Below are 26,719 nucleotides of genomic sequence, written 5' to 3'. Positions count from 1 at the left end.
TGTATATTCCTGTCATGGCATGTACCCGAAACCTACTTCTGATCCTGACCGGTATACTTGTTACCACCGGCGTTTGTAGTCAAACCTTTAACGCCCGTATTCAAGGCACACAAAAACCACCGCTACACGGCCGCCATTGGATGGCCGTGACGGGCAAGCCGCTCGCGGCAACAGCCGGTGCCATGGTCTTCCAGCGTGGCGGCAATGCCGTGGATGCCGCGTGTGCCATGCTGGCAGCAACCTGCACCATGTGGGACGTGCTGAGCTGGGGCGGTGAAACACAAGCGCTGATATACAATCCCAAGACGGGCAAAGTCATTGCCCTCAACGCCCTCGGGGTTGCTCCTACCGGCGCCACACCGGCCTTCTATAAAGGAAAAGGCATGGACTTTCCGCCGGAGTACGGTCCGCTGGCGGCGGTTACTCCCGGCACGCCCGGTGGACTTTGCACCATGCTTGCCGAGTGGGGCACGCTTAGCTTACGCGATGTACTGGCCCCGGCCATGCAGATGGCGGAAGGATATCCCATCGAAGCCCAGGCCGCCAATAGTATCGAACGCAATAAAGACATGATCAAACAGTGGCCGTATTCCAGGGCCGTTTTTTTACCGCACGCCGGTCAGGAACGTGAAGCTCCCGCCGCGGGCGAAATATTTAAACAAGAAGACTTACTTCAAACGTTGCGTAAATTGGTAGAGGCTGAGCAACAGGCCCTCAAGAAAGGTAAGAGTCGCAAAGAAGCTATCTACGCCGCCTACGATCGTTTCTACAAAGGCGACATCGCCGCCGAGTTTGCCCGCGGCAGCCAGGAACAAGGCGGGCTGATCACCCAGTCAGACCTCGCCAACTGGAAGGTAAAGATCGAAGAACCTGTCTCTGTGCGCTATAAAGGCATCGACGTCTATAAACTCTCTTCCTGGACCCAGGGCCCGGCCATGTTGCAGACCCTGAACATCCTTGAAAACTTCGACCTGAAAGCCATGGGTTACAACTCCGCCCGCTACATGCACACGCTTTACCAGGCGATGAACCTGGCTTTCGCCGATCGCGATTTCTACTATGGCGATCCGGCGGTTGCTCCAGACGAACCGTTGAAAGGCTTGCTCTCGAAAGAATACGCCAAAACGCGCGCCAAAGAAATCAACCCCGACCGCAATCACGCCACGGCTGGTCCAGGCGACCCCTACCCCTTCGAACAAAAAGTCAATCCCTACCAAACACTCCTGCGCCAGTGGAACCAGGCCAGCCGCACACCCGTAGCATCACCGTTAGACGAGGCCTACCTGGCCGACTTCCACCGGGGCACCACCTCCATCGAAGCCTCCGATGAATCCGGCTGGGTTGTATCCGTCACCCCCAGTGGCGGCTGGATCCCCGCCTGCATCGCCGGCAAAACGGGCGTCGGCATGAGCCAACGCATGCAGTCCTTTGTATTAGACGAGCGGCAAAACCCCTTCAACGTATTAGAGCCTGGCAAGCGCCCCCGCGTAACACTCACGCCCGGCCTGGCTATGAAAGACGGCAAACCATTCCTGTCCTTTGCCGTACAAGGCGGCGACAGCCAGGACCAGGATCTGCTACAGTGCTTTTTGAACGTTGTGGAGTTTGGCATGACGATTCAGGAGGCGGTGGAAGCGCCGAACATTGTAAGCTATCAGATGCGATCGTCGTTTGGAAATCATGAACGTAAACCCGGTGCGATTACCGTCAATACCAAAACACCGGATTATGTCTTAAGGGAACTCAAGAAGATGGGCTATAATATCGGTGTGGAAGAACGTACCGCGGGGCCGATCAACGCTATATATTTCGATCGTGAGCACGGCACGTTTTGGGGCGGGTCGGGGAATCATGGGGAGGACTATGGAATTGGGTGGTAACATTTACTCCAACCGCACGCTCTCGATCACGAGCTCGTGCGCACTGTCCAACGCGGCGCCCATTAAGCCCGGTCCGATGGAGATCTGTAATGTTTCGGCTTGGTCCAGGGCGAAACCAGACACGGCTGAAGGCACGAAGTAATACGGTAAGAACGATGGATACGGTCGTGGTAATGTTACAACCGACACGGGCTTCAGGTCTGCGAGGGCAACGCTATAGTCGCCGGTGCGAACGTCTACAGTGACGATGCCACCGTAAGCCGAGCCATCACGCATAATCAGCGCCAGCTGTACCGGTAGCGGTGTGGCGTCTTTAGTACGTCCGTGAAATACCATACGTGTCGCCTTTTCTATATCGCCTTGTCTTCCCGCCACCTGGCGGCCAAAGAAATACCGCATGGAGTAGTCGTGTATTGGCTTGCCCTCGCGATTTTCCGGATCGACCTCGAACAGCTTCTTCACCGGCACTGCCAATTCAACCCGTCCCGGCTCCGCCAGCGGTAGCAAGCTGGTACCCGGCGTCCAGTTACGTGAGAGGGTTGCTTCCTCTGCGGCCGTAAACAGGTATACTCCGCTTTTTGCTGGCAATACTGATACGGTATAGGGAGTCCCATAAAAATCCCAGTCGGTCGCGCCGCTCGGAATCGCGCCGGGATACGTTGTTGCTTTACCCCCTGCGCGCACAGTGATGTAGTATCGAAGAGTGCCCGGTTGCAGAAATGAGGATGAAATCGTGGCGCGATATGTAAAGCCACTTCCCGCTCCCATCTGGATCACTTCGGGCTTCCAATGCTTTCCGTATACATAAAGCTCGACAGCGTCCGGTACGGTCGCTGTGACAACAGTGGCTTCAACAGTATGGGCATCACCTGCTGTCGCCGCTCCGAGCGGCTTGTGGAGTACATACGGTTGCGATACCCCCAACGCCGGTGCTGCAAATTCCCGTAGACCGATGTTGTTGTGAAGCCGAACGTTCAAATCCCCCGCCGTCACGCCCTTCCGCGTTAGCAAGTACGTTCCCGGCGAAACGATAAACGAAGTTCCATCAGCGATAGCCGATAAAACATTCCCCGCGTTCATACCCTGCACGGCATACGCATCTTTCAAATCCGGTAATTGGATATTGATTGACCGCGCACGCGACTGCACGACAGCCATCTTTTTAGAAGGACTAGCTTTACTAAACGGATCATCCACCCACACCGCGTCGGGCATAACTTCCAATCGCCATACGCCCGGCGTTACGCGATCGAGAAAATAAGCCCCCGAACCGTTGTACTGCACCACGGGCGAGTTACCCCACCCGGCGATCTCTTCCAACTTCTCCACTGCAGGGGGCATTGTGCGGGTATGATTCGTATAAAAGAACTTCTGCGTCGTCGCCATCTGCGCAAGGTCCTGCTCATAGCTTACACTAAAGTCCCCGAAGGTTGCGTTGGCCGGATAGCGACCATAGCTTTTGTACAGCGGCACCGTGCGGAATACTTCACCGGCAATCTTGAGGCTAAGGGCTTTCTGCGGGGCATACACCAAATTCATGTAGTGTGTGCCGTATTCTGTATTGACGTCGGCCATATAGGTCGGGTCGTAGGCAAACTGCGTGGCAATCTGCATACCCGCCGTGCGGAAGCTGCGCGCCATCGCGGGGTATATATACGACCGGCCCACATCGGCGGCATCGAATTCGTATACCAGCTTGGCGATCTTCTTAAAGCCCGGATGTGCCGCGAAGGGTATGACGTAGTTGTCTACGTTGGGCAGCAGGTTGCCGCTGAGCTCATGATTGGAGCCGAGGCCCGTGGGATACCATTGAAATGTTCCGCCCTGAATGCCGGCATTAAAATACGCATCGGCCAAATGAATGCTATGGCTGATGTTATAAACCACCGGTTTCTTGTTCCCGGTCTTTTTCATGGCCGATACCATACGTTTGATGAACGCGGTCACCTTGGGTGCAGGCTCACCGTGGTGCGGCTCGTTCGATACTTCGAAGGCAATAATGTCCGGATCGTTCTTATACGCCAGTCCGGTATGCGGGTTGACGTGGTTCAGGAACTGGTACAGGTAATTTTCCTGTGCGCGAATGGCGCCTTCATTGGTCAGGCAGTCGCCCTTGCCATACTTCGACGAGAAGCCCGGTGTTTTTTCATCGGGTGCGGGCCATCCGTTCTGCCAGTAGGCAATGGGGGTGATCATGAACTTCATGCCGCGATCTTTCATCTTCTTGAGCATGTAGTCAAAGAGTTCCAGGTGTTCGTTGTGTAACAGGTTGCCGACGCTATCGCTGATCTCGCAATCCCACACATGCACACGGTATAAGTCAAAGCCCAGGCGGGCAAAATGGTAGACATCGTCGTCGATGGCTTTCTTCAAATCAACACCTTGTTGCTTCGCCGTACGGTACGCAAAGGCAAACGGCGCGGTGTAGTTTACACCAAAGGCATGGACTTCATCATTGGTTTTGCCCCACCGCATGATGCCGTCTTTGTCGACATACACATCGGTTCCCTTTTGCGCCCAGCTGGCAACGTTGATCATGCACGTTACAATCAACAATAATACTCTTACCTTCATGCTTCTATACTTTTCCGTTTCTCAATTTCACTTTGCGGCTGTTGCCTGGATCGTTACAATCGCCGGGCGAACTCCTTCGCCCGTTGCTTCCAGTCGAATCGTGCCTGCCGTCTTACCCGCCTGTATAATTACCTGGCATTTGCCATTAAACAATGATCGTTGCCAGGCACCGGGTGCACATTGATCTGCTTCGTGGCTGCTGGGATCGCCATTGCCCACACCGATAATCCGGGCGTCACCTTGCACACGAAAGCGCACAAGGTTGCCCGCATCCGGCACTTCCCTCCCGCGCGTATCTTTTACCGTCACGTTTATCACCGCAGCGTCACGTCCATCCGCTAATACTATTTTTCGCTCTGTCGAAAGCTCAATCACATCCGGCGCATCCGTTGTCTGCACCTGTGTGCGGATCGTGCGTCCTTGCTTTGTACCCACCGCTGACAATATACCGGCGCGGTATGGCACACTCCATTGCAAGTGCCGGTTACGCGGCATCGCCTTTTTACCCAGGCTCTTACCGTTGAGGAATAGTTCTACCTGGTCAGCGTTGGAGTTCACCCATACGTCGATGTTCTTACCCTCTTGCCCTTTCCAATTCCAATGCGGTGAGATGTGGAGCACGTCTTTATCGGTCCACCACGATTGATAGTAGTAATAAATGTTCTTGGGGAAGCCACACATGTCCATAATGCCGAAATGTGAGCTGACGTTCGGCCATTGAAACGGTGTCGGCTCGCCGCGATAGTCAAATCCCGTCCAGACGAAGCCACCCATAAACCAATCATTCTCTGCTGCCAACGGCCACCACGCTTCCGCGGTGGAAGCCCACCAGGGAGCGGTGATGTCCTGATCGGGCACATAGCCCTTGACTGAGTCCACCGCATAGATACCCCGCGTCGTCACGGTGCTCCCCATTTCGGTGCCGAGGATTGGCTGTTCCGGGTGATCATGATGATACGCCACAACATGCTTTTCGCGGTAGTTGAAGCCACGAATGGGAATGACTTCGTTTACCCCCGGAAATACATTGCCCAGATCGGCCGCGTACGTGCTGGTACGCGTTGGATCGAGCCGGCGCTGCAAGGCCAGCATCGACAATGCAATCCGTTTGCCAAAGCTGTTGGTTTGCGCATAGCCTTCTTCGTTGCCAATAGACCATAGGAATACCGACGGGTGATTCCGGTCGCGCTCGATCAGTCGGCGGAATTGATCCTGGTACTCGGCCGAGCTGCTTAACAACCGGGCCTCGTCCAGCACCAACATGCCCAATGAGTCGCAGGCATCGAGCAGCTCCGGCGTCGGTGCATGGTGGCTTGTACGATAAGCATTGACGCCAAGCTCTTGCAAGCGTCGAATGCGGTAATAGTGCAGGTAGTCCGGCAGTGCCGATCCAACGCCCGCATGATCCTGGTGGCAGTTTACACCCTGAATCTTTATTCGCTTATCGTTAAGCGATAGCCCGGTAGCCGCTTCGATCGTCACCATGCGGACTCCCAAGCGCTGACGGACCTGATCGACTACACGACCGTTCTGCTTAACAACACTCACTACCTTATATAAGTACGGATCTTGCAAGGACCACAACCGCGCATCGTTGATCGTCAGCTCCTGTTGCACGACCGCTGCAGCCCGGCCAGGCAATGCAACCGGCTTTTCAGCAGCCTGTACCAATACCTTACCATTGCGATCGGTGATATATGTCAGGACACTACCCTGCCCGGCAGCCAATCCATCATTCATCACGGAAGTCTGCACAGCAATCGTGGCATCACGCCCTGCGACCGTGCTCTGAAAGAATACGCCGTTCGGCGCTACGTGCAGGTTCTCATACTGATTCAGCCACACATGGCGGTAGATCCCTGCCCCCTCATAGAACCATCCTTCATACTGCGAAGCATCCACCCGCACGACCAACACATTCTCCTGCTTAAACTGAATATAGTCGGTAATGTCATATTCAAACCCGACATAGCCACTTTCGTTACGCCCCAGGTAAAAGCCATTTAGCCATACCTGGCAATCACGAAAGACACCGTCAAATTGAATGGAGAACCGCTTGCCCGAATCCGCCGGCACGATGGCAAACGTCTTACGATACCAGCCAATGCTATTCTGCGGATACAACCCTCCCACCGGCTTGTATCCATGCCCCATGACATCGGCATTGTCCGAATTTTCAAACGGCAGGGCTACTGCCCAGTCATGCGGCAGCGTTATAGTTGCCCACGCCTGGTCGTCAAACTTGGGGTCTACAGCCGTGCCACCGGCTTTGCCTGTTTTCGAGAACAGGTTGGCGATGGTGAAATTAAAATCCTTCGTCGCATCGGCGGCGTGGCCCAGATGGAACCTCCACCCTTCGTCCAGCAACAGATGCTTTCGAGGCGTTTGAGCAGACAGCGTGGCCGTAGCGAGCACGGCTGCCAGTATCAGTAAGGCAGTTCGTTTCAAAACATATACCGTTAAAAAAGTAAAGAGGCTATTCTTCCATGTAGTGGATCGCCGGGATCGTATTACCCGAAAAATCGAAGAGCGCACAGTTCTCCCACGACGACCCCGTGCCCCAGGTATCCTTCATGTTGGAGCTGATATAGGCTGGCTCCCAGTAGATCATACCAAGTCCACCACCATCGTGCACTTCCTGCGCCATATCGCGCAGCAGTTTCTCGAGTCCCTGACGGGTATACGAATAGCCGGGCAATATGGGATCGCTTCCAAACAGGTTGGTGTAGCTGTCCTGCGCTTCCATCGTCCACGGGTAGGCCGTTTCCAGGATCATCACATCCTTGTTATACGCACTCTTAAACCCGGCAATGGTCTCCGAAAGCTTGTCGGGCGCAACGGTCGTATGCCAGAGTGGATAGTATGAAAACCCCACAATATCAAAATCGGTCACACCGCCCGTAGTGGTCAGGTTGTCAAAGAACCATTTGACGTTCTTCGGATCGGCAATATGCAGGATCACCTTGGTCTTGATCGTCGACTCGTCGGCCGCATCACGCACGGCGTCAATGGCGCGGTTGATGACCGCCCCCGTCTCTACCCATTTTCCCTCGCATACGTTGCACGTCGGAAAACCCTCAGGTGCATTCGTAAACAGCAGGCCGCAGTTTGTCTCGTTACCGATCTGCACCAGCTCGGGCATAAGCCCTTCACCATTCAGATAACGCAGCGTCTTGAGCGTATAGTTGTAGATAGAATCTTCCAGTACATCGGCCGCTGTAATGTTTGCCCACGCCGCCGGAACATCCTGCGCGGCCGGATCAGCCCACGTGTCGGAGTAATGAAAGTCGAGCAGCACTTCCATGCCCTGCTCTCGGGCACGGCGAATGGACACCTCTACGTCCTTCAAATCACTATACATCTTCTTACCGTCGGCACCGTATACCTCCTTCGTCCAGGTAGGATTATGCCATAGCCGCAGCCGGACCAGGTTGGTACCGTTATTCTTAAAGATCACGTAGGGAGACTGTGGCTCGCCATCGTCTTTATAGACGCCGCCGTGCTCTTCGATCTGATTGACGTAGGAAAGGTCTGCACCGTAATAGGTCAGCGTCTGTTCTGTTTGGGCTGTGGCCCCGTCGTCGTCCTGACAGGCTATCAACGCTACCGAGGTCAGCGCAATCGCCACGTATATTCGTATATAATGAAAGCTCATGGTTTTGTTTTAAAACATCCTCACCCCGCCAGGCAACGGAACCGAAGGCGTATGCCGGCTCCGTGCCTGTGGGGTTCGGGACGTTATTCTTGAGGAATCAGCAGAAACTGCTTGGTAAGGTCATTGAAGATGATGGTATAGCTACCCGCGACAATTTCAATTTTGTCGTCGTTACCCGCCGGCACAGCCGTGCCGTAGAGCTTGTCGCCTACACCGACGGTGCCCCATTGGGCCGTCCAGCCGTCTGCTGCCAATTTAATGGCGACATCGGCATCAAACGTATAGTCAAGCGTCCACACGTGCGGATTCGCCGCAGTATTGGCCATGGGGATCAATGCCCAGCCGCTAAAATCACCGGTGATATTAACACCCGTGTAGTCCGGTGCGCTTGCCTCGTCATAGCTGTCCAGGGTAAACTGCATTTTCAGAATGTCCAGCGAGAAGGTATAATAACCGGCACTGCCGACCATAAAGGCGCCCGGGTCTGGATCTGCATCTGTTTCGCGGAAGAATACATCCGAGTCATTTAGGCCCCACATCGGTGCCCAGAGACCCTGGTATGCCAGGATCTTGAGTTGACCGGCATTAAAATGGCCGGTGAATGTGTAAGTAAAGTTGTCCGCCTCGCTGCGGAACATCGGGCTGGCCGCATTGGCATCCCATCCAAATTCGGCAGCGTCACCTACCTGGAATATGGTCAGATACGGAGGCTCGGCGATATAGGGCGTCACCTTCAATTCAACAGTATTGGAATAGCGCGAGGCGACAGACATCGACACATCCGAGCGAATGCGCACGACCACGTCGGCCGTCTCTTCGCCCGGCAGCTCTTCCGCCAGCATCATGTCGTTCAGCTGTGTCACTGTCAACGCTACCTCCGGCGTTGCGTCCAGGATCATCGTGCGGGGCGACGCGAAGTTGTCGCTCTTTTTATCAAGCTCCAAGGTATAGGTTACCGCCGCAGAAAAACCATATTCTGCATCGGTACGCTCAAATACCACCGCCGTTTCCGCAGCCGTCTCCATCGTCAGCACAATCTCGGACTTCGAGGCCGTGAGCTGCGAATCTTCGCCCGGCTTCAGCACCGTATTCGTGCCGTCTTCGTCACAGGCAGCCAGGGTCAGCAGGCATACGCCTATAGTATAGCTTAGTAATTTCTTCATAATTGTCTGTTTTAAAAACATCCGCGACATGATTAATAACCGTTTACCTTCGGATCAAGATTCGGGTTGGCGATCAGATCCGACTGTGGAATCGGGTACAGCTTGCGGTAAGACTCTACTCCACGCCCCTCTTGTACACCACCCTTCCAGGGCCACAGGTAGCTATCCTCGGTAAAGCGACCAAAGCGGATCAGGTCTGTACGCCGCACGGCTTCACTCGCCAGCTCGCGCCCACGCTCGTCGATGATAAAGTCCAGTGTAAGCTGCCCGTCGGTAATGTTACCGTTGGTATTGTTGTAAGCACGCTCGCGCAGGTCATTCACATACCCCAACGCCTCGCCGCGGCTTCCACCCTGCCCGTTGCGCAGGACGGCCTCGGCATACAGGAGGTATACGTCCGCCAATCGAAACATCGGGAAGTCGGTATCCACAAAGATGACGTGTGAACCAGGTTGGCCCGTAGAGGTAATGTTCTTGAATTTAATGATCGGGTAACCATCGGTCTCCGACGCAACGCTGTTTATCTCCAGGGTATACCCTTCGGTAAAGAACATCTCACGCTCATCGATGCCGCTCCCAATCGGAGGAAACAAGTCTACCATGTTTTTCGTAGCGCGCGGACCAGACCAGCCGGCATCAATGCCGTATTCCACATTCTTGCCTCTCGGAATGGGCCCTTTTAAAATGTAGTTCATGCCGCCATAGCTCTGAATGCGCAAGCCGTCAAACGCCACCGGAAAAATAACTTCGGTGGACTGATCATTGTCAGCCAGGAAGTTGTGTTCAAAATTCTCTTCCAGCGTGTAGCCGGCATCGATCACCTTCTTGGCATAGGTAATGGCGTCCGTATAGCGCGCCTGACCGGTGTACACTTCGGCATTGATGTAAAGCTTGGTCAACAACGTCCAGGCTGCAGCCTGATCCGCCCGGGCGTATTCATTCTGCCGGGCGGGGACAAGCTCGGTCTCGATCGCCTTCAGCTCACTTTCCAGGTAGGCAAACAGGTCTGCACGTGAGATCTGTTTAGGGAAGAAAGAACCTACTTCGTCTGTTTCGGTTACGAACGGAACGCTGCCGTACAGGTCGATCGCATGCCAGTAGCTCAAGGCGCGCAGAAAGCGCACCTCTGCCCGGTAATGCCTGGCCTCTTCGAGATTCGCACCGGTAATGCCGCGCTCACTCAGGTTGCCGTCGGTCGTTTCGCGAATAAACTCGTTGCAGATCGCTACCTGATAAAATATGCGGTAGTACAGCGCTTCTACAAACTGGTTGGTACTTGTCCAATTCATGGAATGCAGGTTCGGCAAGCCAGCATCGGTCCAGCTGATCACGGCCTCATCGGTCGAGAGCTCCTGTAATTGCCAGTATTGGCGTAGATAAGATGAGAAGCCCTCGTTTCCACCCTTGATATCCGGATTTCCCTCCGGTCCTTGCGAGCCCGTCAGTGCCAGACCCGAATACGCTTTCGCGAGGATAGACTTGTAGTTGCCAAAGTCTTTGTAAATATTAGCCGAAGTATCTTCGTATTTAGGCACCTGGTCCAGATCGTCGGTACAGCCGAGCATGCCCAACGCCAGCGTGGCGGTGAAGGCTATATTTTTGATGAATGTTGTCTTCATGTGTTTCGCTCCGTTAAGATTAAAAATCAAGGGTCAGACCCAGTGTAAATACGCGCGGACGCGGATAGAACGAGTTGGTCAGACCGGTAGAAGTCTCCGGATCGAGACCACTGTAGTTTGTGATCACAAACACGTTCTGACAGGTAGCCGAGACGTTCACGTCGAGCTTCTCTTTGGCCACCTTCCCCACGTGGTAGCTCAGATTGATGTTATCCATGCGCAGGAACGATGCGTTCTCGACGAAATGATCCGAGTATTGACGGTTCGCATCGTTCGGCCCCACGAACCGGGTATCGTATACCGCCGCGGGTATATTGATCAGGTAACCGCTTTGCGACACGTTGGAGAAATAGGCATTGGCGGCGCTATTGTTATACACATAGTTCTTGAAGGAAGCCCGCGCCACCATGGATAGGGTAAAGCGGTCGTACGAAAGCCGGGTATTAAAACCCAGAAATACATTCGGTGCAGGGTTGTGATAGCGGTATTTGTCATCGGCGGTGATTTCGCCATCGCCAGTCAAATCCTCGTACACCCCTTCCAGCGGAGCACCTTGCTCGTTGTACACCTGCTTGTATACATAAAAAGAATAGGGCGCATATCCTACCGTGTGGATCTGGATGCGGTTGCCCACGCCCCCACCGATATCCCCTACTTCAATTCCCGCGGAGCTTTCATTGGCGGTTTTACTGAGGCGTAATACTTCGTTTTTATTATAGGTCGCGTTGATGCCGATGTCCCAGGTAAACTTGCCGCGCTCCACGGCCTTCACATTCACCGATGCTTCCACGCCGCGGTTCTCCACTTCGCCTACATTGGTAAACAGGCGGTTTGTCAGGTTAGAGCCGGCCGGCAGCGGAATCTCGGCCAACAGATCTTTTGTCTTCTTTTGATAATAATCGATACTACCATAGACCTTGCCGGTCAGGAACTCGTAGTCGATACCCACATTATACGATTGGGTCTCTTCCCATTTGATATTAAAATCATATCCTTGTGCGCGCAACGTGCGGATGTAGGTATCACCAAACAGGTAGCTAGCCTCTGCGTTGCTGCGTACATAGCGCGCCAGGTACGGATAGTATCCTTGCGATGTCGCGCCCAGGTCCTGTTGACCCGTTACACCATAGCCAGCCCGGAGCTTTAGATCGGTGAGGCCTTTCACCTCCTGCATAAAAGGCTCGTCCATAATGCGCCACGCCAGGGCCACCGACGGGAACGTGCCCCAGCGGCTGTCGGGGCTAAACCGCGATGATCCATCGCGACGCAGCGTTGCCGTCAACAGGTAACGGTCTTTAAAGCTATAGTTCAAACGACCGAAGAACGACACCAATACATTTTTCAGCTCTACCGGCTCAACGCGGTTTAGCGTGTCTCCCTCGTTCTGAATGCTGAGGGTATAGCTGGCCGGGTTCTTGGTCGTGAAGCTTTGATATGAATACCCCGCGGTAAGATCCACCTTGCTGTGCAGGCCGGGCAACTCTTTCACATAGTTCAGGTAAAAATCCAACAGGTTGTTCTGCTTCTTCTGTGAATACACATTGTGCGTGCCGCCCTGGAGCATCACCGACGCCATCGTCGCCGGTAATGTCGTCGTGCCATCGCTTTCCGAAATATCATAGCCCATGTTAAGGTTGGCGCGTAGCGCGGGCAGGAAGTGCAGCTTGTAATCCAGCTGCAGATTGCCAATGCTACGTTTAACATCGGCATGACCATCTTGCTGGCGCAGAATGCTCACGGGGTTGCGCGGAGCAAGACCAGTAGGATTACCGTTTCCCTGAATCCATTCGAAGTAACCGTCGTAGGCCGGGTAGTCGGCGCGGATGGGTTGCGTCGGATCGAAGGATGCTGCTGTGCCGATCGCTGCCTCGTCGGCGAACTGGCTTTCGGTCATCAAGCCTTTCAGGCTCATGTTCACTTTCAGGTGATCGTCCAGGAATGTAGGATTGAGGTTCAACGCAGCCGACGTTCTTTCGAGCTTCGATGACAACAGAATCCCTTCCTGGCTCAAGCGACCAACCGATAGCCGGTACGGTATTTTTTTAAAGGCGCCGCTCAGACTCAGGTTATTGTCATAGGTATAGGCATCGCGGAAGATTGCGTCCTGCCAGTCGGTATTGGCCGTACCGAGACGAGTTTTGTCACCCGCGTTCGCATATTGGGCTACCACCTCGCGAAACTCGTCGGCGCTTAACACGTCAAGTGTCTTTACCACTTTGGAGACCGACGCCTGCGAGCTAAAGTGCACCTGCATCTTGTCGCCAGCCTTACCTTTTTTAGTCGTAATAATGATGACACCGTTGGAAGCACGCGATCCATAGATGGCGGTGGCTGAAGCATCTTTTAAAATGTTAAAGCTCTCGATGTCGTCGGGATTGATGAGCGACAGCGGGTTGGGCGAACCGGCCGTGCGGTCGTTATCCAGCGGTACACCGTCAATCACGACGAGTGGGTCGTTGCTCGCATTGAGCGATGATCCTCCGCGGATGCGGATCTGGCTGCCGGAGCCGGGTGCGCCACCGTTGGAGGTAATTTGTACGCCGGCGACCTTACCCATGATGAGCTGGTCGGCCGTTACATTCTGTCCTTTATTAAACTCTTTGTTGGTTACGGCCACCATGGATCCTGTCACATCTTTCTTAGTCTGCGTACCATAGCCCACCACGACCACCTCGCCCAGTGTAAGGATATCCGGGATCATCCGCATATCGACGGTGGTCTGGCCGTTAATGGCCACTTCTTCTGAAAGGTACCCGATAAACGAAAAGACAATCACGCCTCCTGTCGCCTGCTCGGCGGGCACTGTTAACGAGTAGCTCCCCTCAGCGTCCGTTGCGGTGCCGACGGCGGTCCCTTTAATAAGGACATTTACGCCCGGCAGCTCCGCCCCGTTCTCATCTGTCACCTTTCCCTTCACGATCTGCTGCGCCAGCAGGCTGCAGCATCCCGTTATCAGGAACGAAAAAATGAAGAGTAATTTTTTGCTCATACGAACTGGTTATGTTTATTCAACCGTTTGCAAGTTATTATGCAACCCGTTGCGGACACTGCCACAAATCCTACAGGAAGCAACAAAATCCAACCATTTTAGAGAATAATCCTACCTTTCGAAGTACTTTTCGACAAGGTTTCCAGCAGGACCGAAAACGGTTTCCGGAAATCGATTCCTGACGTGCTAAAAAGCGTCTCTATATTTACCTGTGCAAGCTGGTGCCGTATGGCGAGACACGTATTGCGATCATTCCTGAACCTATTCCCACGGCGAAACGACTGCCGGCGGATAGTAGCGATCGCCTGCTGCCTGTGGGCGGGCACGTTTCCCATCGCTGCGCAAGATTCGCCGCTGTTCTCGACCCTGTCCATGCACGACGGCTTGCCGTCCAACATCATCAGTGCCGTCGCCCAGGATACGCGCAACTTCATGTGGGTGGGTACCGCCAACGGCCTGTGCCGGTACGACGGCCACCGGTTCCTCACCTTTAAGCAAACGGAATCCGAACATTCCCTCACCACCAACGAGATCAGCTCGCTCGTGGCCCTTGGCGACTACCTCTGGATCGGTACATGGAAGGGCCTCTGCCGTATCCACACCGGCACATTTCAAGTAACGCGCATCTCCCTCGGCGAAGACCGTATCGTGCGCACACTCGCCCCCGGCCGCCGGGGTATACTTTGGGTTGGAACGGCTACCGGCTTGATTCGCTATGATACACATACCGGCACGCACAGCGTCCTGACAGCCGAGGCCAATCACCTGAGCCATAACACGGTCCGCGCTGTTTATGAAGACGCTGCCGGCACCGTGTGGGTGGGCACATACGATGGTTTCAACAAACTACCTGCAGGGCAAAGTACGTTCACAACCTTCGATCTGAAAAAGCCTTATAAGCCGGCGCTCAAGAATAACCTGATCTGCGGCGATATACGTCCGTATTCATCCACTTCCGACTCGCTGCTCTGGGTGGGTACCGAGACCGGCCTCTGTCTATTTAATACGCATACCGGCAACTACCAACAGTATACCGAGCGCAACACCCGCTTCAGCAACGAGGTGATCAAATGTATATACCCCGACGCCCGCGGCAACCTGTGGCTGGGCACCGACTTTGGATTGAATGTATTCACCCCGGGCACCGGCGAGGCCCACGCCTACTTTCACAATCCACGCCTGCCCTACTCCATTGCCAACAACGTCATCTGGCAGATCTTTGAAGACAATGCCGGCATCACCTGGTTTGTAACGTCTAACGGCCTGAGTCGCATGAACGGTTTTCAACCGTTTTACCGCTACCAGGAGGTATCCTATCCGTTGGCAGACCAAACGGTGGGCAACCAGGTAAAGGCCGTATTGGTAACACGCAACAATGTACTGTGGCTGGCCACGCTGCACGGGGTGATTCGCATCGACCCGGAGAAAAACACGCGGCGCGTATTTGAAGCCGGGTCACCGGAGAACAACCGCATCCAGCTCAACAATACGTACGCCCTGGAAGAAGACGACTATGGTCGCATCTGGATCGGTACCGCCGGGGGCATCAATGTATGGGATGAGGCGCAGCAGAAGATGTATGCCATTTCCGCCAATGCTACGAATGGTCTCACTTCGAACTACATCGCCCGCTTCACGAAAGGTACGGACGGCTCGTTTTGGGTTAGCGCGTGGGAAGGTGGTTTGTTTAAAGTCGTCGGGAACTTCCGCGAGCTGCAGGCCCTGCGGTTCGAGCGCGCCGGAGAATTTGGTTCGCCCAAAACCGTGTGCGGCGCCAACGCCATCTGGACCACACCGTACACCGGGCTGCTGCGCATCGACCTGCAAACACACAAAAGTACGTCCGTACCGGCCTTCAACCGGGTGGCCGGACGCCAGGACATCAACTGTTTTTATTTCTCCCGCAACGGCCGTCTCTGGGCCGGCACCACCAACGCCCTGATCGAGTACAATCCGGCGACGGATACTGCAATACGCCATCCGCTGGTCATGGGCAAAGACATTCTGCCGGCCAGTATTACCGAAGACGCCACCGGTAACATCTGGTGCGCCGCCGGCAACCTCCTGCTCAAGCTCTCGGCCCAAAATGCCCGCGTTGAGTTATTACCCCTGGATGATGAGATTCCCCTCAAGAGCTTCTTCGATGGCTGCGTTACCCGTACGCCCGCCGGCGAGATCATCTTTGGCGGTGACAACGGCTACGTCACCGTATCACCCCAGGTAAAACCCAACAGCTTTGCACCACAGGTATACATCACCTCGCTGGAAGTAAACCACCACCCGCTCCTGCCCGGCCAGACCCTGGACGGCGAAACCTTGCTCACACACGATATTGCCATCACCCCCTCGCTGGAATTGGAGTATGCCCATCGTTCGATCGCTTTTGAGTTCTCTGCATTACATTACTGGAAACCCGCGGCCAGTGTCTACGCTTACAAGCTGGACGGTTTTGACAACGACTGGAATTATGTATCGGGTGAAAAGAACTTTGCCGTCTATTCCAACCTCACACCCGGCACGTATACCTTCCAGGTAAAAGGCACCAACAACTACGGCCTCTGGAGTCCGCATGTTGCCACGGTGCGGATACGCGTACATCCGCCATTGTTGCTCAGCCCGGCCTTCCTGGTACTGTATGCGGTCCTGGTCGTCGCGCTGATCCTCCTCGCCCTGCGCACGTATACCTCGCGCTTAAACCTGCGCAATGAGCTGCGTATTACCCGACTGGAAAAAGAACACGCCGAGGAGATTGTCCAAACCAAGCAGCAGTTCTTTACGAATATCTCGCACGAGCTGCGCACCCCCATCAGCCTCATTCTACCGCCCATGCAGCAGTTGCTCAAACGCGGTGATCTGCCCAGCGAAGGTCTGTTACTGATCGGGCTGGCCGAGAAGAATGCCCAGCGCCTGCTGCGGTTGGTAAACCAGATCCTGGACTTCCGTAAGCTGGAAGACGAAGCCCTCAGCCTGCGCATGACGGCGTTCGATCTTGTGCCCTTCTGCCGTGAGCTATGCGCGCTTTTCTCGGACAAAGCCGGCCGTCACGATATCCGTTTTAGTTTTGTATCGTCGACAGAAACCTGTCGCCTCTGGGCCGACCAGGAGAAAGTGGAAACCATTCTATTCAACTTGCTCTCCAACGCGTTCAAGTTTACACCGCGTGGCGGTAGCATTACCGTTACGTTGACGTTAGCCACCGGGCTGCCCGGCTACCGCGATGGCGCGGTACAGCTCGGTGTAGCCGACACGGGCATCGGCATTGCGACCGAAGAGCTTCCGCGCATCTTTGATCGTTTCTATCAGACCGACGCCGCACAGAAGATGGAGATTGGCTCAGGCATTGGCCTGACGCTCGTGGCCGAGTACGCACGGCTTCACCAGGGCGATATCCAGGTGACCAGCACACCCGGTCAGGGAGCCACCTTCACACTCACACTGCCGCTGGGCAGCGGGCACTTGCCCGTCGACTCGCCGGCACAGCAAGAGATCGACCTTGTCGCGGTGAAAGCAGACCATGCCGGCGCAGAAGAGAATACATATCATTTAGGGCTCGCGTCTGACAAACCGCTGATCCTGATCATTGAAGACAACGCTGACATTATTACCTTCATACAGGCCAGCCTGCACGACAAGTATAATTTCATCACGGCATCCAACGGCGAGGAAGGCCTGGATAAAACCACCACCTTCCTGCCCGAGCTGATCATCAGCGACATCATGATGCCGGTCATGGATGGGCTAACCATGTGCCGTCAGATTAAAAGCAACCCGAAGACCAGTCACATCGCTGTCATCATGCTGACGGCGCGCACGCTTACGTCTCAGCAGGTAGAAGGGCTTCGCACGGGGGCAGATAGTTACCTCACTAAACCCTTTGACATTGATCTGCTGGAAGCGCACATCGATCACTTGTTACAGCGAAAACAGGAATTGGCTGATTACTTCCGGCACGAACTAATACTGCAGCCTGAAGAAGGCTCGGGAGAGAATGTGGATGATAAGTTCATCAAGAAGGTTATGAGCATTATCGAAGCGAACATTGCGAATCCTGACTTCAGTGTGGAGATGTTGAGTGATGAAGTGGGAATGAGCTCGACACATTTATACCGGAAGCTGAAGTCCACCACCAGGCTGTCGCCGAACGATATTATCCGGAAGTATCGGATTAAGAAAGCCTCATTGTTGTTGGCGAATAAAGAAGGTAATATTTCGGAGATAATGTACGCTGTGGGTTTTTCAAACCTATCGTACTTCTCCAAATGTTTTAAGGCCGAGTTTGGAGTTACACCGAAAGAATATCAACAGAAAGCCGGGACGCGGCGGATTTGAAACACCCGTAACACCACCGGCCTGCTGTCTATCAGACAACAGGCCGGCAGCCACACGATATACTTTTTAGTTTAGAGCAAGAATTTACCCGCTCTCCACACTCACCCTCACACTGATTTATGTCGCCCAGGTCTTACCATTACCGGCTTCTGATACGGGTATACAACCTTTATACGAACCGGGCACGGCCACATACTGCAGCACTTCCGAGGCACCCACTTTCGAAGTAAAGAATCCCAGCAGGGTAAGCTCCTTCGTCTTCATCAAAAAGTCGCGGTACGCCGGTGCCTTCTCGGTAGTATCGTTTAACACAGCGCTGTGGATCTTGTTCACGAACGCGGTTTGTTTCTCGGGGTCCAGGTCGATGAAAGCGTCGCCGTGTTCTTTTTTGGCTTCTTCGTCGAAGGCTTTCAGGCTGGCCAGGTACTTGTCCTGATCTTCTTTGGTATATACTTCCTTCAGCATCTGATCGATGAATCCCGGAACGCCGATTTCTTTGGCGCCGGGGGTATCGGTCTTCGGGATGATGATTTCGGCTACCTGCGTTACCAGGATGCCTTGCTGGTCGTTAAAGAACGACGGTTTCCAGTCGATTGTCGGTTTGGCGGCACAGCCTTTCAGCAAGCCTGCCAGCGCCGGCGCGGATATAACGCCCCCCATGATCCAGGCGGTGCGTCGTAATGCTTCTCTGCGATCCATATCGTAATGATTACAGGTTTTGTTTCTTCAATTCATTTACTGCGAAATCTACTGCGCGGGCCGTCAGCGCCATATACGTCAGCGACGGGTTCTGGCAGGCAGAAGAGGTCATGGCCGAGCCGTCTGTTACGAACACGTTCTTACAGGCGTGTACCTGGTTGAATTTGTTCAGTACCGACGTCTTGGGATCTTTGCCCATACGGGCAGTGCCCATTTCGTGAATGCCCAGGCCGACACCGATCTTGTTGTCGAACGTATGCACATTCTTATAGCCGGCGGCCTCCAGCATTTCGGCAGCATCGGCGGCCATGTCCTTACGCATTTTGTATTCGTTGTCGTGCAGGTCGGCATCGAATGTGAGCGTAGGCAGACCGTATTTGTCTTTCTTGTCTTTGTTGATGTATACCTTGTTGTCGTGGTACGGCAGGATCTCGCCAAAGCCACCCATACCGATGGTCCATCCACCGGGCTTGGCAGCCGCTTCTTTCAGGCCCGCGCCGAGGCTGAGCTCCGACACCAGGCTTGACCACCCCTGACGGCTCGCACCACCCTGGTAGCCAAAGCCGCGCAGGTAGTCGCGCTTGTCGCTGCCGATGTTCCGGTAACGTGGGATATAGAAGCCGTTGGCTCTGCGGCCAAAGTAATATTTGTCTTCATAGCCTTCTACAGACGCGCCGGCACCCACACTCAAGTGGTGGTCCATAATGTTATGGCCCAGCTCGCCGCTGTCGTTTCCAAAACCGTTGGGGAAACGGTTGGAGATAGAGTTCTGCATAATGAAGGTTGAACCGAAAGTAGAAGCACACAGGAAGATCACTTTCGCATGGAATTCCGTCTGCTCACCGCTCTCTGCGTCCAGCACTTTCACGCCGGTGGCTTTTTTCTTCTGTTCGTCGTAAACCAGTTCGTATACAATGGAATTCGGACGCAGGGTCATATTACCGGTCTTCTCGGCGGCCGGCAACGTAGAGGATACGCTGCTGAAATAGCCACCGTACGGACAACCGCGGCTGCACAGGTTCCGGTACTGACAGGTGCCCCGTTGTGGGCTGTGTGGCACGGGCGCAGTAGCGTGGGCTACACGGCCGATAGTCAGTGCCCGGTCGAATTTCGTTTTAACTTTATCTTTCAGGTCGATCTCGACGCAGTTCAGTTCCATGGCCGGCAGGAACTGGCCGTCAGGGAGTTGTGCGAGACCATCAACACTGCCGCTGACACCGATGTATTTTTCAACGTAGTCGTACCACGGAGCCAGGTCGTTGTAACGGACCGGCCAGTCGACGCCGATACCGTCTTTGGCATTGGCTTCGAAGTCCATCGGGCTCCAACGATAACTTTGGCGGCCCCACATGATGGAGCGGCCACCTACGTGGTAACCACGCATCCAGTCAAAGCGGCGTACTTCGGTATAGGGGTTTTCAAGGTCGTTTACAAACCAATGCTTGGTGGCTTGCTGAACAGTATATCCGGTGCGGGCTTGTACACCCTGTTGCTTCAAATCTTCCTGGGTGGGCTTGCCCGCGTTGGGAAAATCCCACGGGTCTTTCGTCGCTGTTGGGTAATCGGGATGCTTTACCATCCGACCACGCTCCAGCACGAGCGTCTTTAATCCTTTTTCGGTGAGCTCTTTAGCTGCCCATCCACCGCTGATACCCGTCCCCACGACAATAGCATCATAGGTGTTCTTCTTCTCCGCGTCTGTGTTTAGGTTCATGTTCGAAATAAAGTTTGCTTAAAGTTATATCATTCGATTGAACTAAGCTGAATTTTATTCCAACGGTAGAATATTATTACGCGTGTTTAGAATGTTTTTAAATAATGCACAGGTTCGCGGATTCGTTTACATCAGCTCGGCTAATTCCAGCCAACGCAGCGTTTTTTCGTCCACAGCTTTTGTGATCACCTGAATGCGCGCCGACCACTCCTGCAGTTGTTTGTGATCAATGGCGCCCGAAGTCATTTTGCCGGAGATTTCGTTTTTCTCCTCTTCAAGCTTATCGATTTCGGCTTGTAGTTTTTCGTACTCCTGCTTCTCCTTAAACGAGGCTTTCTTTTTCTCTTTGGTGTCGGGGGGCTTGACGGGTTCAGGTGCCGCGGCCTTCTTTGGCTCCGGCGCAGCACCAAGTGCCTCCTGCTCTTCTACCCAGTCGCGGTAGTCGGAGTAGTTTCCGTTAAAGAGCCGTATCACGCCGTTGCCCTCAAACACAAACAGCTGGTTTACAAGGTGGTCCATGAAATAGCGGTCGTGTGATACCAGCAACAGGCATCCGGAGAATTTGTCCAGGAAGTCTTCCAGCACGTTGAGCGTATCGATATCAAAATCGTTGGTAGGCTCATCGAGGATGAGGAAGTTTGGATTGGTCACCAACAACTTGAGCAGCTGCAGACGCTTCCGCTCACCACCGCTCAGCTTATTGATATAGTTGTATTGTTTGTCGGGGGGAAACAGAAAGGAATCGAGAAACTTCGAAGCCGATACCTGCGAGCCGTCCGACAGTGTGATGAACTCGGCAATCTCCTTCACCTCTTCAATCAGCCGGTTTTCGAGATTCAGCGTAATGGACTCCTGGGTGAAGTATCCATACTTCGTCGTAACACCGGGATTGATCTCGCCACTATCGGGCTTCTGTTTGCCCGTGAGCATGTCGAGGAAAGTAGACTTACCAATGCCGTTCTTGCCGACGATGCCGATCCGGTCATTCTTTTTAAATACAAACGAGAAGTCTGTCACGATGGGCAGCGACCCGAAATTCTTATTGATATGCTCAACCTCCAGGATCTTGCCGCCTTGACGTGACGAGTTGATGTCCAGCTCCATCTTGTCTTTGCGCAGGTCCTGTGAGGCCTTTTCTTGCAGGTCATAAAACGCTTCCACGCGATATTTCGCTTTGGTACCGCGCGCTTTCGGTTGACGGCGCATCCAGTCAAGCTCTTTTTTGAGCAGGTTCCGCGCCTTGGAAACCTCTGCCTTCAAGATCTCCTCGCGCTGTTCTTTCTTCTCCAGGAAGTATGCGTAGTTGCCCTTATAACGGAACAGCTGCCCCCGGTCGATCTCGATGATCTCGGTCGCGACACTGTCGAGGAAGTAGCGGTCGTGGGTCACCATGATCAGCGTGATGTTGGCACCCGCCAGGTAGTTCTCCAACCACTCGATGGCCGACAGGTCCAGGTGGTTGGTCGGTTCATCCATGATGATAAGGTCAGGCTCCTGTAATAGCAACTGCGCCAGGAAGATACGTTTCTTCTGACCGCCCGAGAGCTCACTGAATTTCTTATCGAAGTCGGGCACGCCCAGCTTCTCGATCACCTCATGTACCTTGGCTTCATAGTCCCAGGCTTTCAGCTCTTCCATCCGCTCCAGCACAGCCTGCATTTTTTCCGGCGAGGTATCAGGGTGGTGAATACAGTCTTCATATTCTTTGACGACTTTGGCAATCTCGTTGTCGTCGCTAAACAGCACATCTTTCACCGTCAGGCCTTTGGCCACGACCGGTTGCTGCGTAAGGTACCCCAACCGTTTGCCCTGCCGAACGCTGACTTTTCCAGCATCGGGCGCAAGCTCGCCTGTAAGAATCTTTAACAAGGTTGATTTTCCGACACCATTATTGCCAACCAGGGCTAATTTCTCGCCCTGTGAAATGCCCAACGTAATGTCTTTGAAGAGCCAGCGATCGGAGAACGTCTTGCCGACGTTTTCAGCGGATAAGTAATTCAAGATCTGAAAAATTAAGGAGCAAAAGTACGCAAATCCCGGCAGCGTATCCGGGTGGGCGAGTAATTAATGTTTTCGTCGACCGCCCTTCATGTGTAATATTTCCGGGACGATTCAAAAAAATACACTCTTCCGATCCGCTATCCTTGCATCGTAACAAAGCCTGAATTACTGTGCTGCGCATGCGCAATCCATATCTACCCGCTGCCTGGCTGATGGCCTCGACCGTAACCCTTTGGTCGTGCACGTTCGACGACGCATCGCGATTCAACAATCAGTTTATCGTGGACGGAAAATCGTATGCGCTGGCCTCGGCCGTTACGACCGCGCAGCAGGATCCGCCGGCAGAAGGAAATCCCGTACAAGTGTGGTCCGTGACCCTCGACTCCCCCGGCAAGGCGCGTAAAATACACAGCGTGTCGTTTGACTTGTATACCGACGGTGCTGAAGTGCTTCCGGAAGGAACCTACACATTTGACCCTGAACACGTGCAAACCGCGCAGACCTTTCACCAAGCGGACGCGACAGTGAATTATGACAGGGAACGACAAGAAGGCGGCCAGGTGTACAAAGAGCTGGAAGGGGGCACCGTGACCATCAGGCTGCTGGACGAAGCCCGCCGCGACTATGCCATATCGTTTGATCTGGCGCTGAACCAGCGACGGGTGAAAGGATATTACCGCGGCCAGGTCGAAGTGGCGCACTAATCATGCCGACAAAAAGTTTAAACAATTATTTTTAATTGTGCTATGCAGAAGAGCTCCGGCCTCCCGATGGCTATCGGGACCGGGGCTTTTTCATTTATACACACACAGCACAACCCCGGCCTCACCCGGTCAAATATCCACTCATACGAAAAATCATCCAGCGATCACGGTAATCTGCGACCTTGTCACCCTCAACCCAAGTATTCATGACAATTTTTCGCACGCTATTAGTAGTGCTGGCACTCGTGGTCAGCGCCAGTCTTCACGCTCAGAAAGCTCCTCCCCGATTCTCTGTTATCGCCTATTACTCCGCTGGTCCGGAGAAAGTCGATAGCATCCCGGCGAAAAAGCTCACCCACATCATCTACAGCTTTTGCCATTTAAAGGGCAACCGACTCAACGTCGACAACGCCCGCGACTCGGCTACGATCCGCGCGCTGGTAGGTTTAAAGAAACAGAACCCGAACCTCAAGATCATTCTTTCTCTCGGTGGATGGGAAGGCTGCCCCACCTGCTCCGATGTATTTTCCACAGACGCCGGTCGTACCGAGTTTGCACAGTCCGTACATCAGCTGAGCCAGTACTTCCATGCCGACGGCCTCGACCTCGACTGGGAATATCCTTCTATCCAGGGCCCTCCCGGGCATGCGTATGCCGCCTCCGATAAGGAACACTTTACCGAGCTGCTGCGCGTGCTGCGCAAGACCACAGGCCCGTCGTATGAATTGAGTTTTGCCGCCGGTGGTTTCCAAAAATACCTGGACGAGTCAGTGGACTGGAAAGCCGTCATGGCGATCGCCGATCGCGTCAACCTGATGACCTACGACCTTGTACACGGTTACTCTACCCGCACAGGCCATCATACGCCGCTATACTCACACCCCGATCAACATGAATCGACCGACAATGCCGTGCAGTATCTTATCAAGCTCGGCATACCCCGCAACAAAATGGTGATCGGCGCCGCGTTCTACGGCCGCATGTGGGAGAATGTTGAGGATGTCAACAACGGCCTGTTCCAATCGGGCAAGTTCAAGTCCTTTATCGACCATCGCCGGTTTGCCAGCGAGCTGACGCCTGCCAAAGGGTTTAAAGCTTATTGGGATGCGACGGCTAAAGCGCCTTACCTCTACAATGCCAAAGACAAGCTCTTTGTCACGTTTGACGACAAGCAATCCATGAAGCTCAAGACCGAATACGCCATCGATCAAAAACTCGACGGCATCATGTTCTGGGAGTGGACGTGTGATGCTCCGAAAGACGGCCTGTTGGATGTAATTGACAACGTAAAACGTGCCCGCTTTCCGGAAGCAAAGGCAAAGAAATAATCATCAGATAACGCACGCGACATGATCTGTGACCGCAGGTCATGCCGCTGTTGCGGAATGATTTTTTACCGTCTGTAGGTCTTACCAAAACCCTTTTACTATGGTGACCTTAAAAGACGCGAAAGCCTTTAGCGGCTTTTCTGTAAAAGACATTCCACAAGCCAGAAAGTTCTATCAGCAGACGCTCGGTCTGAATGTATCCGAAGAGAACGGCATGTTGTTCCTGCACCTGGCCGACCGAAGTGACGTACTCCTCTACCCCAAAGACAACCACCAGCCTGCTACCTATACTGTGCTCAACTTCCCGGTAGACGACGTTGAAAAGACCGTCGATGCGCTCACCCAAAACGGCGTTCAATTTGAGCGCTATGACGACCCCTCGTATAAGACCGATGCCAAAGGCATCTCCCGCGACAACGGCGGCCCGGTCATTGCCTGGTTCAAAGATCCTTCCGGCAATATTCTTTCGTTGCTCGAAGAAATGTAAGCCGCGCAAAGATGAAACCGGTTATTCCTTTCTACGCTAAAAAAAAGTGCTTCGTGAGAATAATCACGAAGCACTTTTAGGTATAGTTATTACGCTACAAGAACGTATTACGAAACGACCTCCAGCTCTTTCGCTGCCAGGAAGCGCTCCGCCTCCAGTGCCGCCATACAGCCGGTACCGGCAGCCGTGATGGCCTGGCGATAGTTTTTATCCTGTACGTCGCCGCAGGCAAATACACCCTCGATGTTTGTTTTGGCCGTTCCGGGAACGGTGAGAATATATCCCTGATCGTCCAGCGTGATGTAATCTTTGAAGATGTCAGCGTTGGGTTTGTGACCGATGGCGACAAAGAAACCTTCAATGGGAATCTCTTTCACTTCACTGGTGGCACTGTTCTTAATCCGCACGCCGGTTACTACGGCGTCGCCCAGTATTTCTTCCGTTTCAGAATTATAGTATATGTGGATGTTCGGCGTTTTCGCTACGCGGTCTTGCATGATCTTCGACGCGCGCATGCGGTCTTTGCGTACGATCATGTGCACCTGGGTCGCCAGCTTGGAAAGATAAAGTGCTTCTTCGCATGCCGTGTCGCCAGCGCCTACAATGGCTACCTCACGACCGCGGTAAAAGAATCCGTCGCATACGGCACAGGCGGACACGCCACCGCCGTTCAGGCGCTTCTCGGAGGGAATGCCCAGCCACTTGGCCGTCGCCCCCGTAGAGATAATCACGCTCTCAGCCAGCAGCTCGGTTTGCTCGTCGATGGTGACTTTAAACGGATAGCCCGAAAAGTCGACACTGGTGGCCATGCCCATGCGAATGTCTGTACCAAAACGCTCGGCCTGTTTCTTCAGATCTTCCATCATATGGGGGCCCATGATACCCTGGGGATACCCCGGGAAGTTTTCGACGTCGTTTGTCGTCATCAGCTGACCGCCAGGTTCCATGCCCTGATACATTACGGGCTTCAGGTTGGCGCGGGCGGCATAGATGGCAGCCGTATATCCGGCGGGGCCTGAGCCAATGATCAGCGTCTTAATCGTTTCCATACTGTCTTATTGTAATATTTCGTTAGGTTATATACAAAGAAAAATTAGTCACATAGATTGGGCGTTACCGGCTTGGAGAACATATTCACAAATATGTCACGGGCTTCTTCCCATACCGTCACGTCGATGCAATAGTTCACCTTCGGGCCTTCTATTTCGCCCTTGATAATCCCGATCTGCTTCAATTCCTTTAAGTGCTGGTTGATAGTCGACTGCGACAACGGCAGCTCTGTCACCAGGTCGTTGCAGATGCACGTCTGGTTGTCCAGCAGGTATTCCATGATCGCTACACGGGCCGGATGGTCAAAAGCCTTTGCCAACAGGGCCATGCGATTCTGGCGTTTTTCGAAGAGTTCTGATTTTGTAATACCCATACTGCTCTTATAACGTAATATTACGGTAAATAGATTCACCAGGCAAAACAGAATAAAAATCTGTGAGCAAAAAATATAAATAGCTGAATATCAAACATAAAGAAAACATCAACTTTCGTAGCTTTGCCCCCTCTCTCGTGTAAAGACCTTTGAC

Annotated in this window: 16 protein-coding genes; 5 read left to right on the top strand and 11 right to left on the bottom strand. The window is 53.6% G+C overall.

The annotated features are described in order from the left end of the window. Nucleotides 1–14: 14 nt before the first annotated feature. The gene (locus K7P01_RS21490) at nucleotides 15–1,880 is read left to right on the top strand and encodes a gamma-glutamyltransferase family protein (RefSeq protein ID WP_397311130.1); all 1,866 of its coding nucleotides are present in this window, start codon (nucleotides 15–17) and stop codon (nucleotides 1,878–1,880) included. Nucleotides 1,881–1,883: 3 nt separating this feature from the next. Here the strand turns inward: K7P01_RS21490 and K7P01_RS21485 are convergent, their stop codons facing one another. The 6 genes from K7P01_RS21485 to K7P01_RS21460 form a co-directional block, all read right to left on the bottom strand. Then, nucleotides 1,884–4,454 carry a cellulase family glycosylhydrolase gene (locus K7P01_RS21485; RefSeq protein ID WP_267296642.1) on the bottom strand — a complete coding sequence of 857 codons (2,571 nt, stop codon included), beginning with the start codon at nucleotides 4,452–4,454 and terminating at the stop codon, nucleotides 1,884–1,886. Nucleotides 4,455–4,481: 27 nt separating this feature from the next. Beyond that, on the bottom strand, nucleotides 4,482–6,902 hold the full coding sequence (gene galA / locus K7P01_RS21480; protein ID WP_267296641.1) for a beta-galactosidase GalA: 2,421 nt from the start codon (nucleotides 6,900–6,902) through the stop codon (nucleotides 4,482–4,484). A gap of 28 nt (nucleotides 6,903–6,930) precedes the next feature. Next, nucleotides 6,931–8,109: a glycoside hydrolase family 53 protein gene (locus K7P01_RS21475; RefSeq protein ID WP_267296640.1), complete on the bottom strand. Its 1,179-nt coding sequence runs from the start codon at nucleotides 8,107–8,109 to the stop codon at nucleotides 6,931–6,933. 83 nt (nucleotides 8,110–8,192) lie between these two features. Continuing rightward, a complete protein-coding gene (locus K7P01_RS21470) occupies nucleotides 8,193–9,272 on the bottom strand; it encodes a SusE domain-containing protein (RefSeq protein WP_267296639.1) in 1,080 nt (359 codons plus the stop codon). Nucleotides 9,273–9,304: 32 nt separating this feature from the next. Next, a complete protein-coding gene (locus K7P01_RS21465; RefSeq protein ID WP_267296638.1) occupies nucleotides 9,305–10,891 on the bottom strand; it encodes a RagB/SusD family nutrient uptake outer membrane protein in 1,587 nt (528 codons plus the stop codon). Nucleotides 10,892–10,910: 19 nt separating this feature from the next. Beyond that, nucleotides 10,911–13,880: a SusC/RagA family TonB-linked outer membrane protein gene (locus K7P01_RS21460; protein ID WP_267296637.1), complete on the bottom strand. Its 2,970-nt coding sequence runs from the start codon at nucleotides 13,878–13,880 to the stop codon at nucleotides 10,911–10,913. A 228-nt stretch (nucleotides 13,881–14,108) separates the two neighbouring features. Between K7P01_RS21460 and K7P01_RS21455 the strand changes: the two genes are divergently transcribed. Continuing rightward, on the top strand, nucleotides 14,109–18,209 hold the full coding sequence (locus K7P01_RS21455) for a hybrid sensor histidine kinase/response regulator transcription factor (RefSeq protein ID WP_267296636.1): 4,101 nt from the start codon (nucleotides 14,109–14,111) through the stop codon (nucleotides 18,207–18,209). Nucleotides 18,210–18,326: 117 nt separating this feature from the next. Here the strand turns inward: K7P01_RS21455 and K7P01_RS21450 are convergent, their stop codons facing one another. From K7P01_RS21450 to K7P01_RS21440, 3 genes are all read right to left on the bottom strand, one after another. Next, nucleotides 18,327–18,908: a gluconate 2-dehydrogenase subunit 3 family protein gene (locus K7P01_RS21450; protein ID WP_267296635.1), complete on the bottom strand. Its 582-nt coding sequence runs from the start codon at nucleotides 18,906–18,908 to the stop codon at nucleotides 18,327–18,329. A 10-nt stretch (nucleotides 18,909–18,918) separates the two neighbouring features. Further along, on the bottom strand, nucleotides 18,919–20,622 hold the full coding sequence (locus tag K7P01_RS21445; RefSeq protein ID WP_267296634.1) for a GMC oxidoreductase: 1,704 nt from the start codon (nucleotides 20,620–20,622) through the stop codon (nucleotides 18,919–18,921). Between the two features lie 126 nt (nucleotides 20,623–20,748). Then, the gene (locus K7P01_RS21440; RefSeq protein ID WP_267296633.1) at nucleotides 20,749–22,623 is read right to left on the bottom strand and encodes an ABC-F family ATP-binding cassette domain-containing protein; all 1,875 of its coding nucleotides are present in this window, start codon (nucleotides 22,621–22,623) and stop codon (nucleotides 20,749–20,751) included. Between the two features lie 179 nt (nucleotides 22,624–22,802). On the opposite strand from K7P01_RS21440, the gene K7P01_RS21435 reads away from it, so the two are divergent. The 3 genes from K7P01_RS21435 (at nucleotide 22,803) to K7P01_RS21425 (ending at nucleotide 25,142) form a co-directional block, all read left to right on the top strand. Further along, nucleotides 22,803–23,327, top strand: coding sequence for a hypothetical protein (locus K7P01_RS21435; protein WP_267296632.1), 525 nt, complete (start codon nucleotides 22,803–22,805; stop codon nucleotides 23,325–23,327). Nucleotides 23,328–23,533: 206 nt separating this feature from the next. Beyond that, the gene (locus K7P01_RS21430) at nucleotides 23,534–24,655 is read left to right on the top strand and encodes a glycoside hydrolase family 18 protein (protein ID WP_267296631.1); all 1,122 of its coding nucleotides are present in this window, start codon (nucleotides 23,534–23,536) and stop codon (nucleotides 24,653–24,655) included. Between the two features lie 100 nt (nucleotides 24,656–24,755). Next, a complete protein-coding gene (locus K7P01_RS21425) occupies nucleotides 24,756–25,142 on the top strand; it encodes a VOC family protein (RefSeq protein WP_267296630.1) in 387 nt (128 codons plus the stop codon). Nucleotides 25,143–25,249: 107 nt separating this feature from the next. Here the strand turns inward: K7P01_RS21425 and trxB are convergent, their stop codons facing one another. Together trxB and K7P01_RS21415 are read right to left on the bottom strand one after the other, a co-directional pair. Continuing rightward, nucleotides 25,250–26,191 (bottom strand): thioredoxin-disulfide reductase, encoded by a 942-nt coding sequence (gene trxB / locus K7P01_RS21420; RefSeq protein WP_267296629.1) that lies wholly within the window; start codon nucleotides 26,189–26,191, stop codon nucleotides 25,250–25,252. A gap of 44 nt (nucleotides 26,192–26,235) precedes the next feature. After that, nucleotides 26,236–26,565 (bottom strand): ArsR/SmtB family transcription factor, encoded by a 330-nt coding sequence (locus K7P01_RS21415; RefSeq protein ID WP_267296628.1) that lies wholly within the window; start codon nucleotides 26,563–26,565, stop codon nucleotides 26,236–26,238. Nucleotides 26,566–26,719: the final 154 nt, after the last annotated feature.

Origin of the sequence: Parachryseolinea silvisoli (assembly GCF_021190955.1) — a bacterium.
Classification (GTDB): domain Bacteria; phylum Bacteroidota; class Bacteroidia; order Cytophagales; family Cyclobacteriaceae; genus Ohtaekwangia; species Ohtaekwangia silvisoli.
This window is presented reverse-complemented; position numbering and strand designations above follow the sequence as displayed.

What these genes read in the sequence shown, in the direction of transcription:
- K7P01_RS21490 (WP_397311130.1), top strand. Translation starts at nt 15, where the DNA reads ATGGCATGTACCCGAAACCTACTTCTGATCCTGACCGGTATACTTGTT.
- K7P01_RS21455 (WP_267296636.1), top strand. Translation starts at nt 14,109, where the DNA reads ATGGCGAGACACGTATTGCGATCATTCCTGAACCTATTCCCACGGCGA.
- K7P01_RS21460 (WP_267296637.1), bottom strand. Translation starts at nt 13,880, where the DNA reads ATGAGCAAAAAATTACTCTTCATTTTTTCGTTCCTGATAACGGGATGC.
- K7P01_RS21415 (WP_267296628.1), bottom strand. Translation starts at nt 26,565, where the DNA reads ATGGGTATTACAAAATCAGAACTCTTCGAAAAACGCCAGAATCGCATG.
- K7P01_RS21450 (WP_267296635.1), bottom strand. Translation starts at nt 18,908, where the DNA reads ATGGATCGCAGAGAAGCATTACGACGCACCGCCTGGATCATGGGGGGC.
- K7P01_RS21465 (WP_267296638.1), bottom strand. Translation starts at nt 10,891, where the DNA reads ATGAAGACAACATTCATCAAAAATATAGCCTTCACCGCCACGCTGGCG.
- K7P01_RS21430 (WP_267296631.1), top strand. Translation starts at nt 23,534, where the DNA reads ATGACAATTTTTCGCACGCTATTAGTAGTGCTGGCACTCGTGGTCAGC.
- trxB (WP_267296629.1), bottom strand. Translation starts at nt 26,191, where the DNA reads ATGGAAACGATTAAGACGCTGATCATTGGCTCAGGCCCCGCCGGATAT.
- K7P01_RS21445 (WP_267296634.1), bottom strand. Translation starts at nt 20,622, where the DNA reads ATGAACCTAAACACAGACGCGGAGAAGAAGAACACCTATGATGCTATT.
- K7P01_RS21485 (WP_267296642.1), bottom strand. Translation starts at nt 4,454, where the DNA reads ATGAAGGTAAGAGTATTATTGTTGATTGTAACGTGCATGATCAACGTT.
- K7P01_RS21475 (WP_267296640.1), bottom strand. Translation starts at nt 8,109, where the DNA reads ATGAGCTTTCATTATATACGAATATACGTGGCGATTGCGCTGACCTCG.
- K7P01_RS21425 (WP_267296630.1), top strand. Translation starts at nt 24,756, where the DNA reads ATGGTGACCTTAAAAGACGCGAAAGCCTTTAGCGGCTTTTCTGTAAAA.
- K7P01_RS21470 (WP_267296639.1), bottom strand. Translation starts at nt 9,272, where the DNA reads ATGAAGAAATTACTAAGCTATACTATAGGCGTATGCCTGCTGACCCTG.
- K7P01_RS21435 (WP_267296632.1), top strand. Translation starts at nt 22,803, where the DNA reads ATGCGCAATCCATATCTACCCGCTGCCTGGCTGATGGCCTCGACCGTA.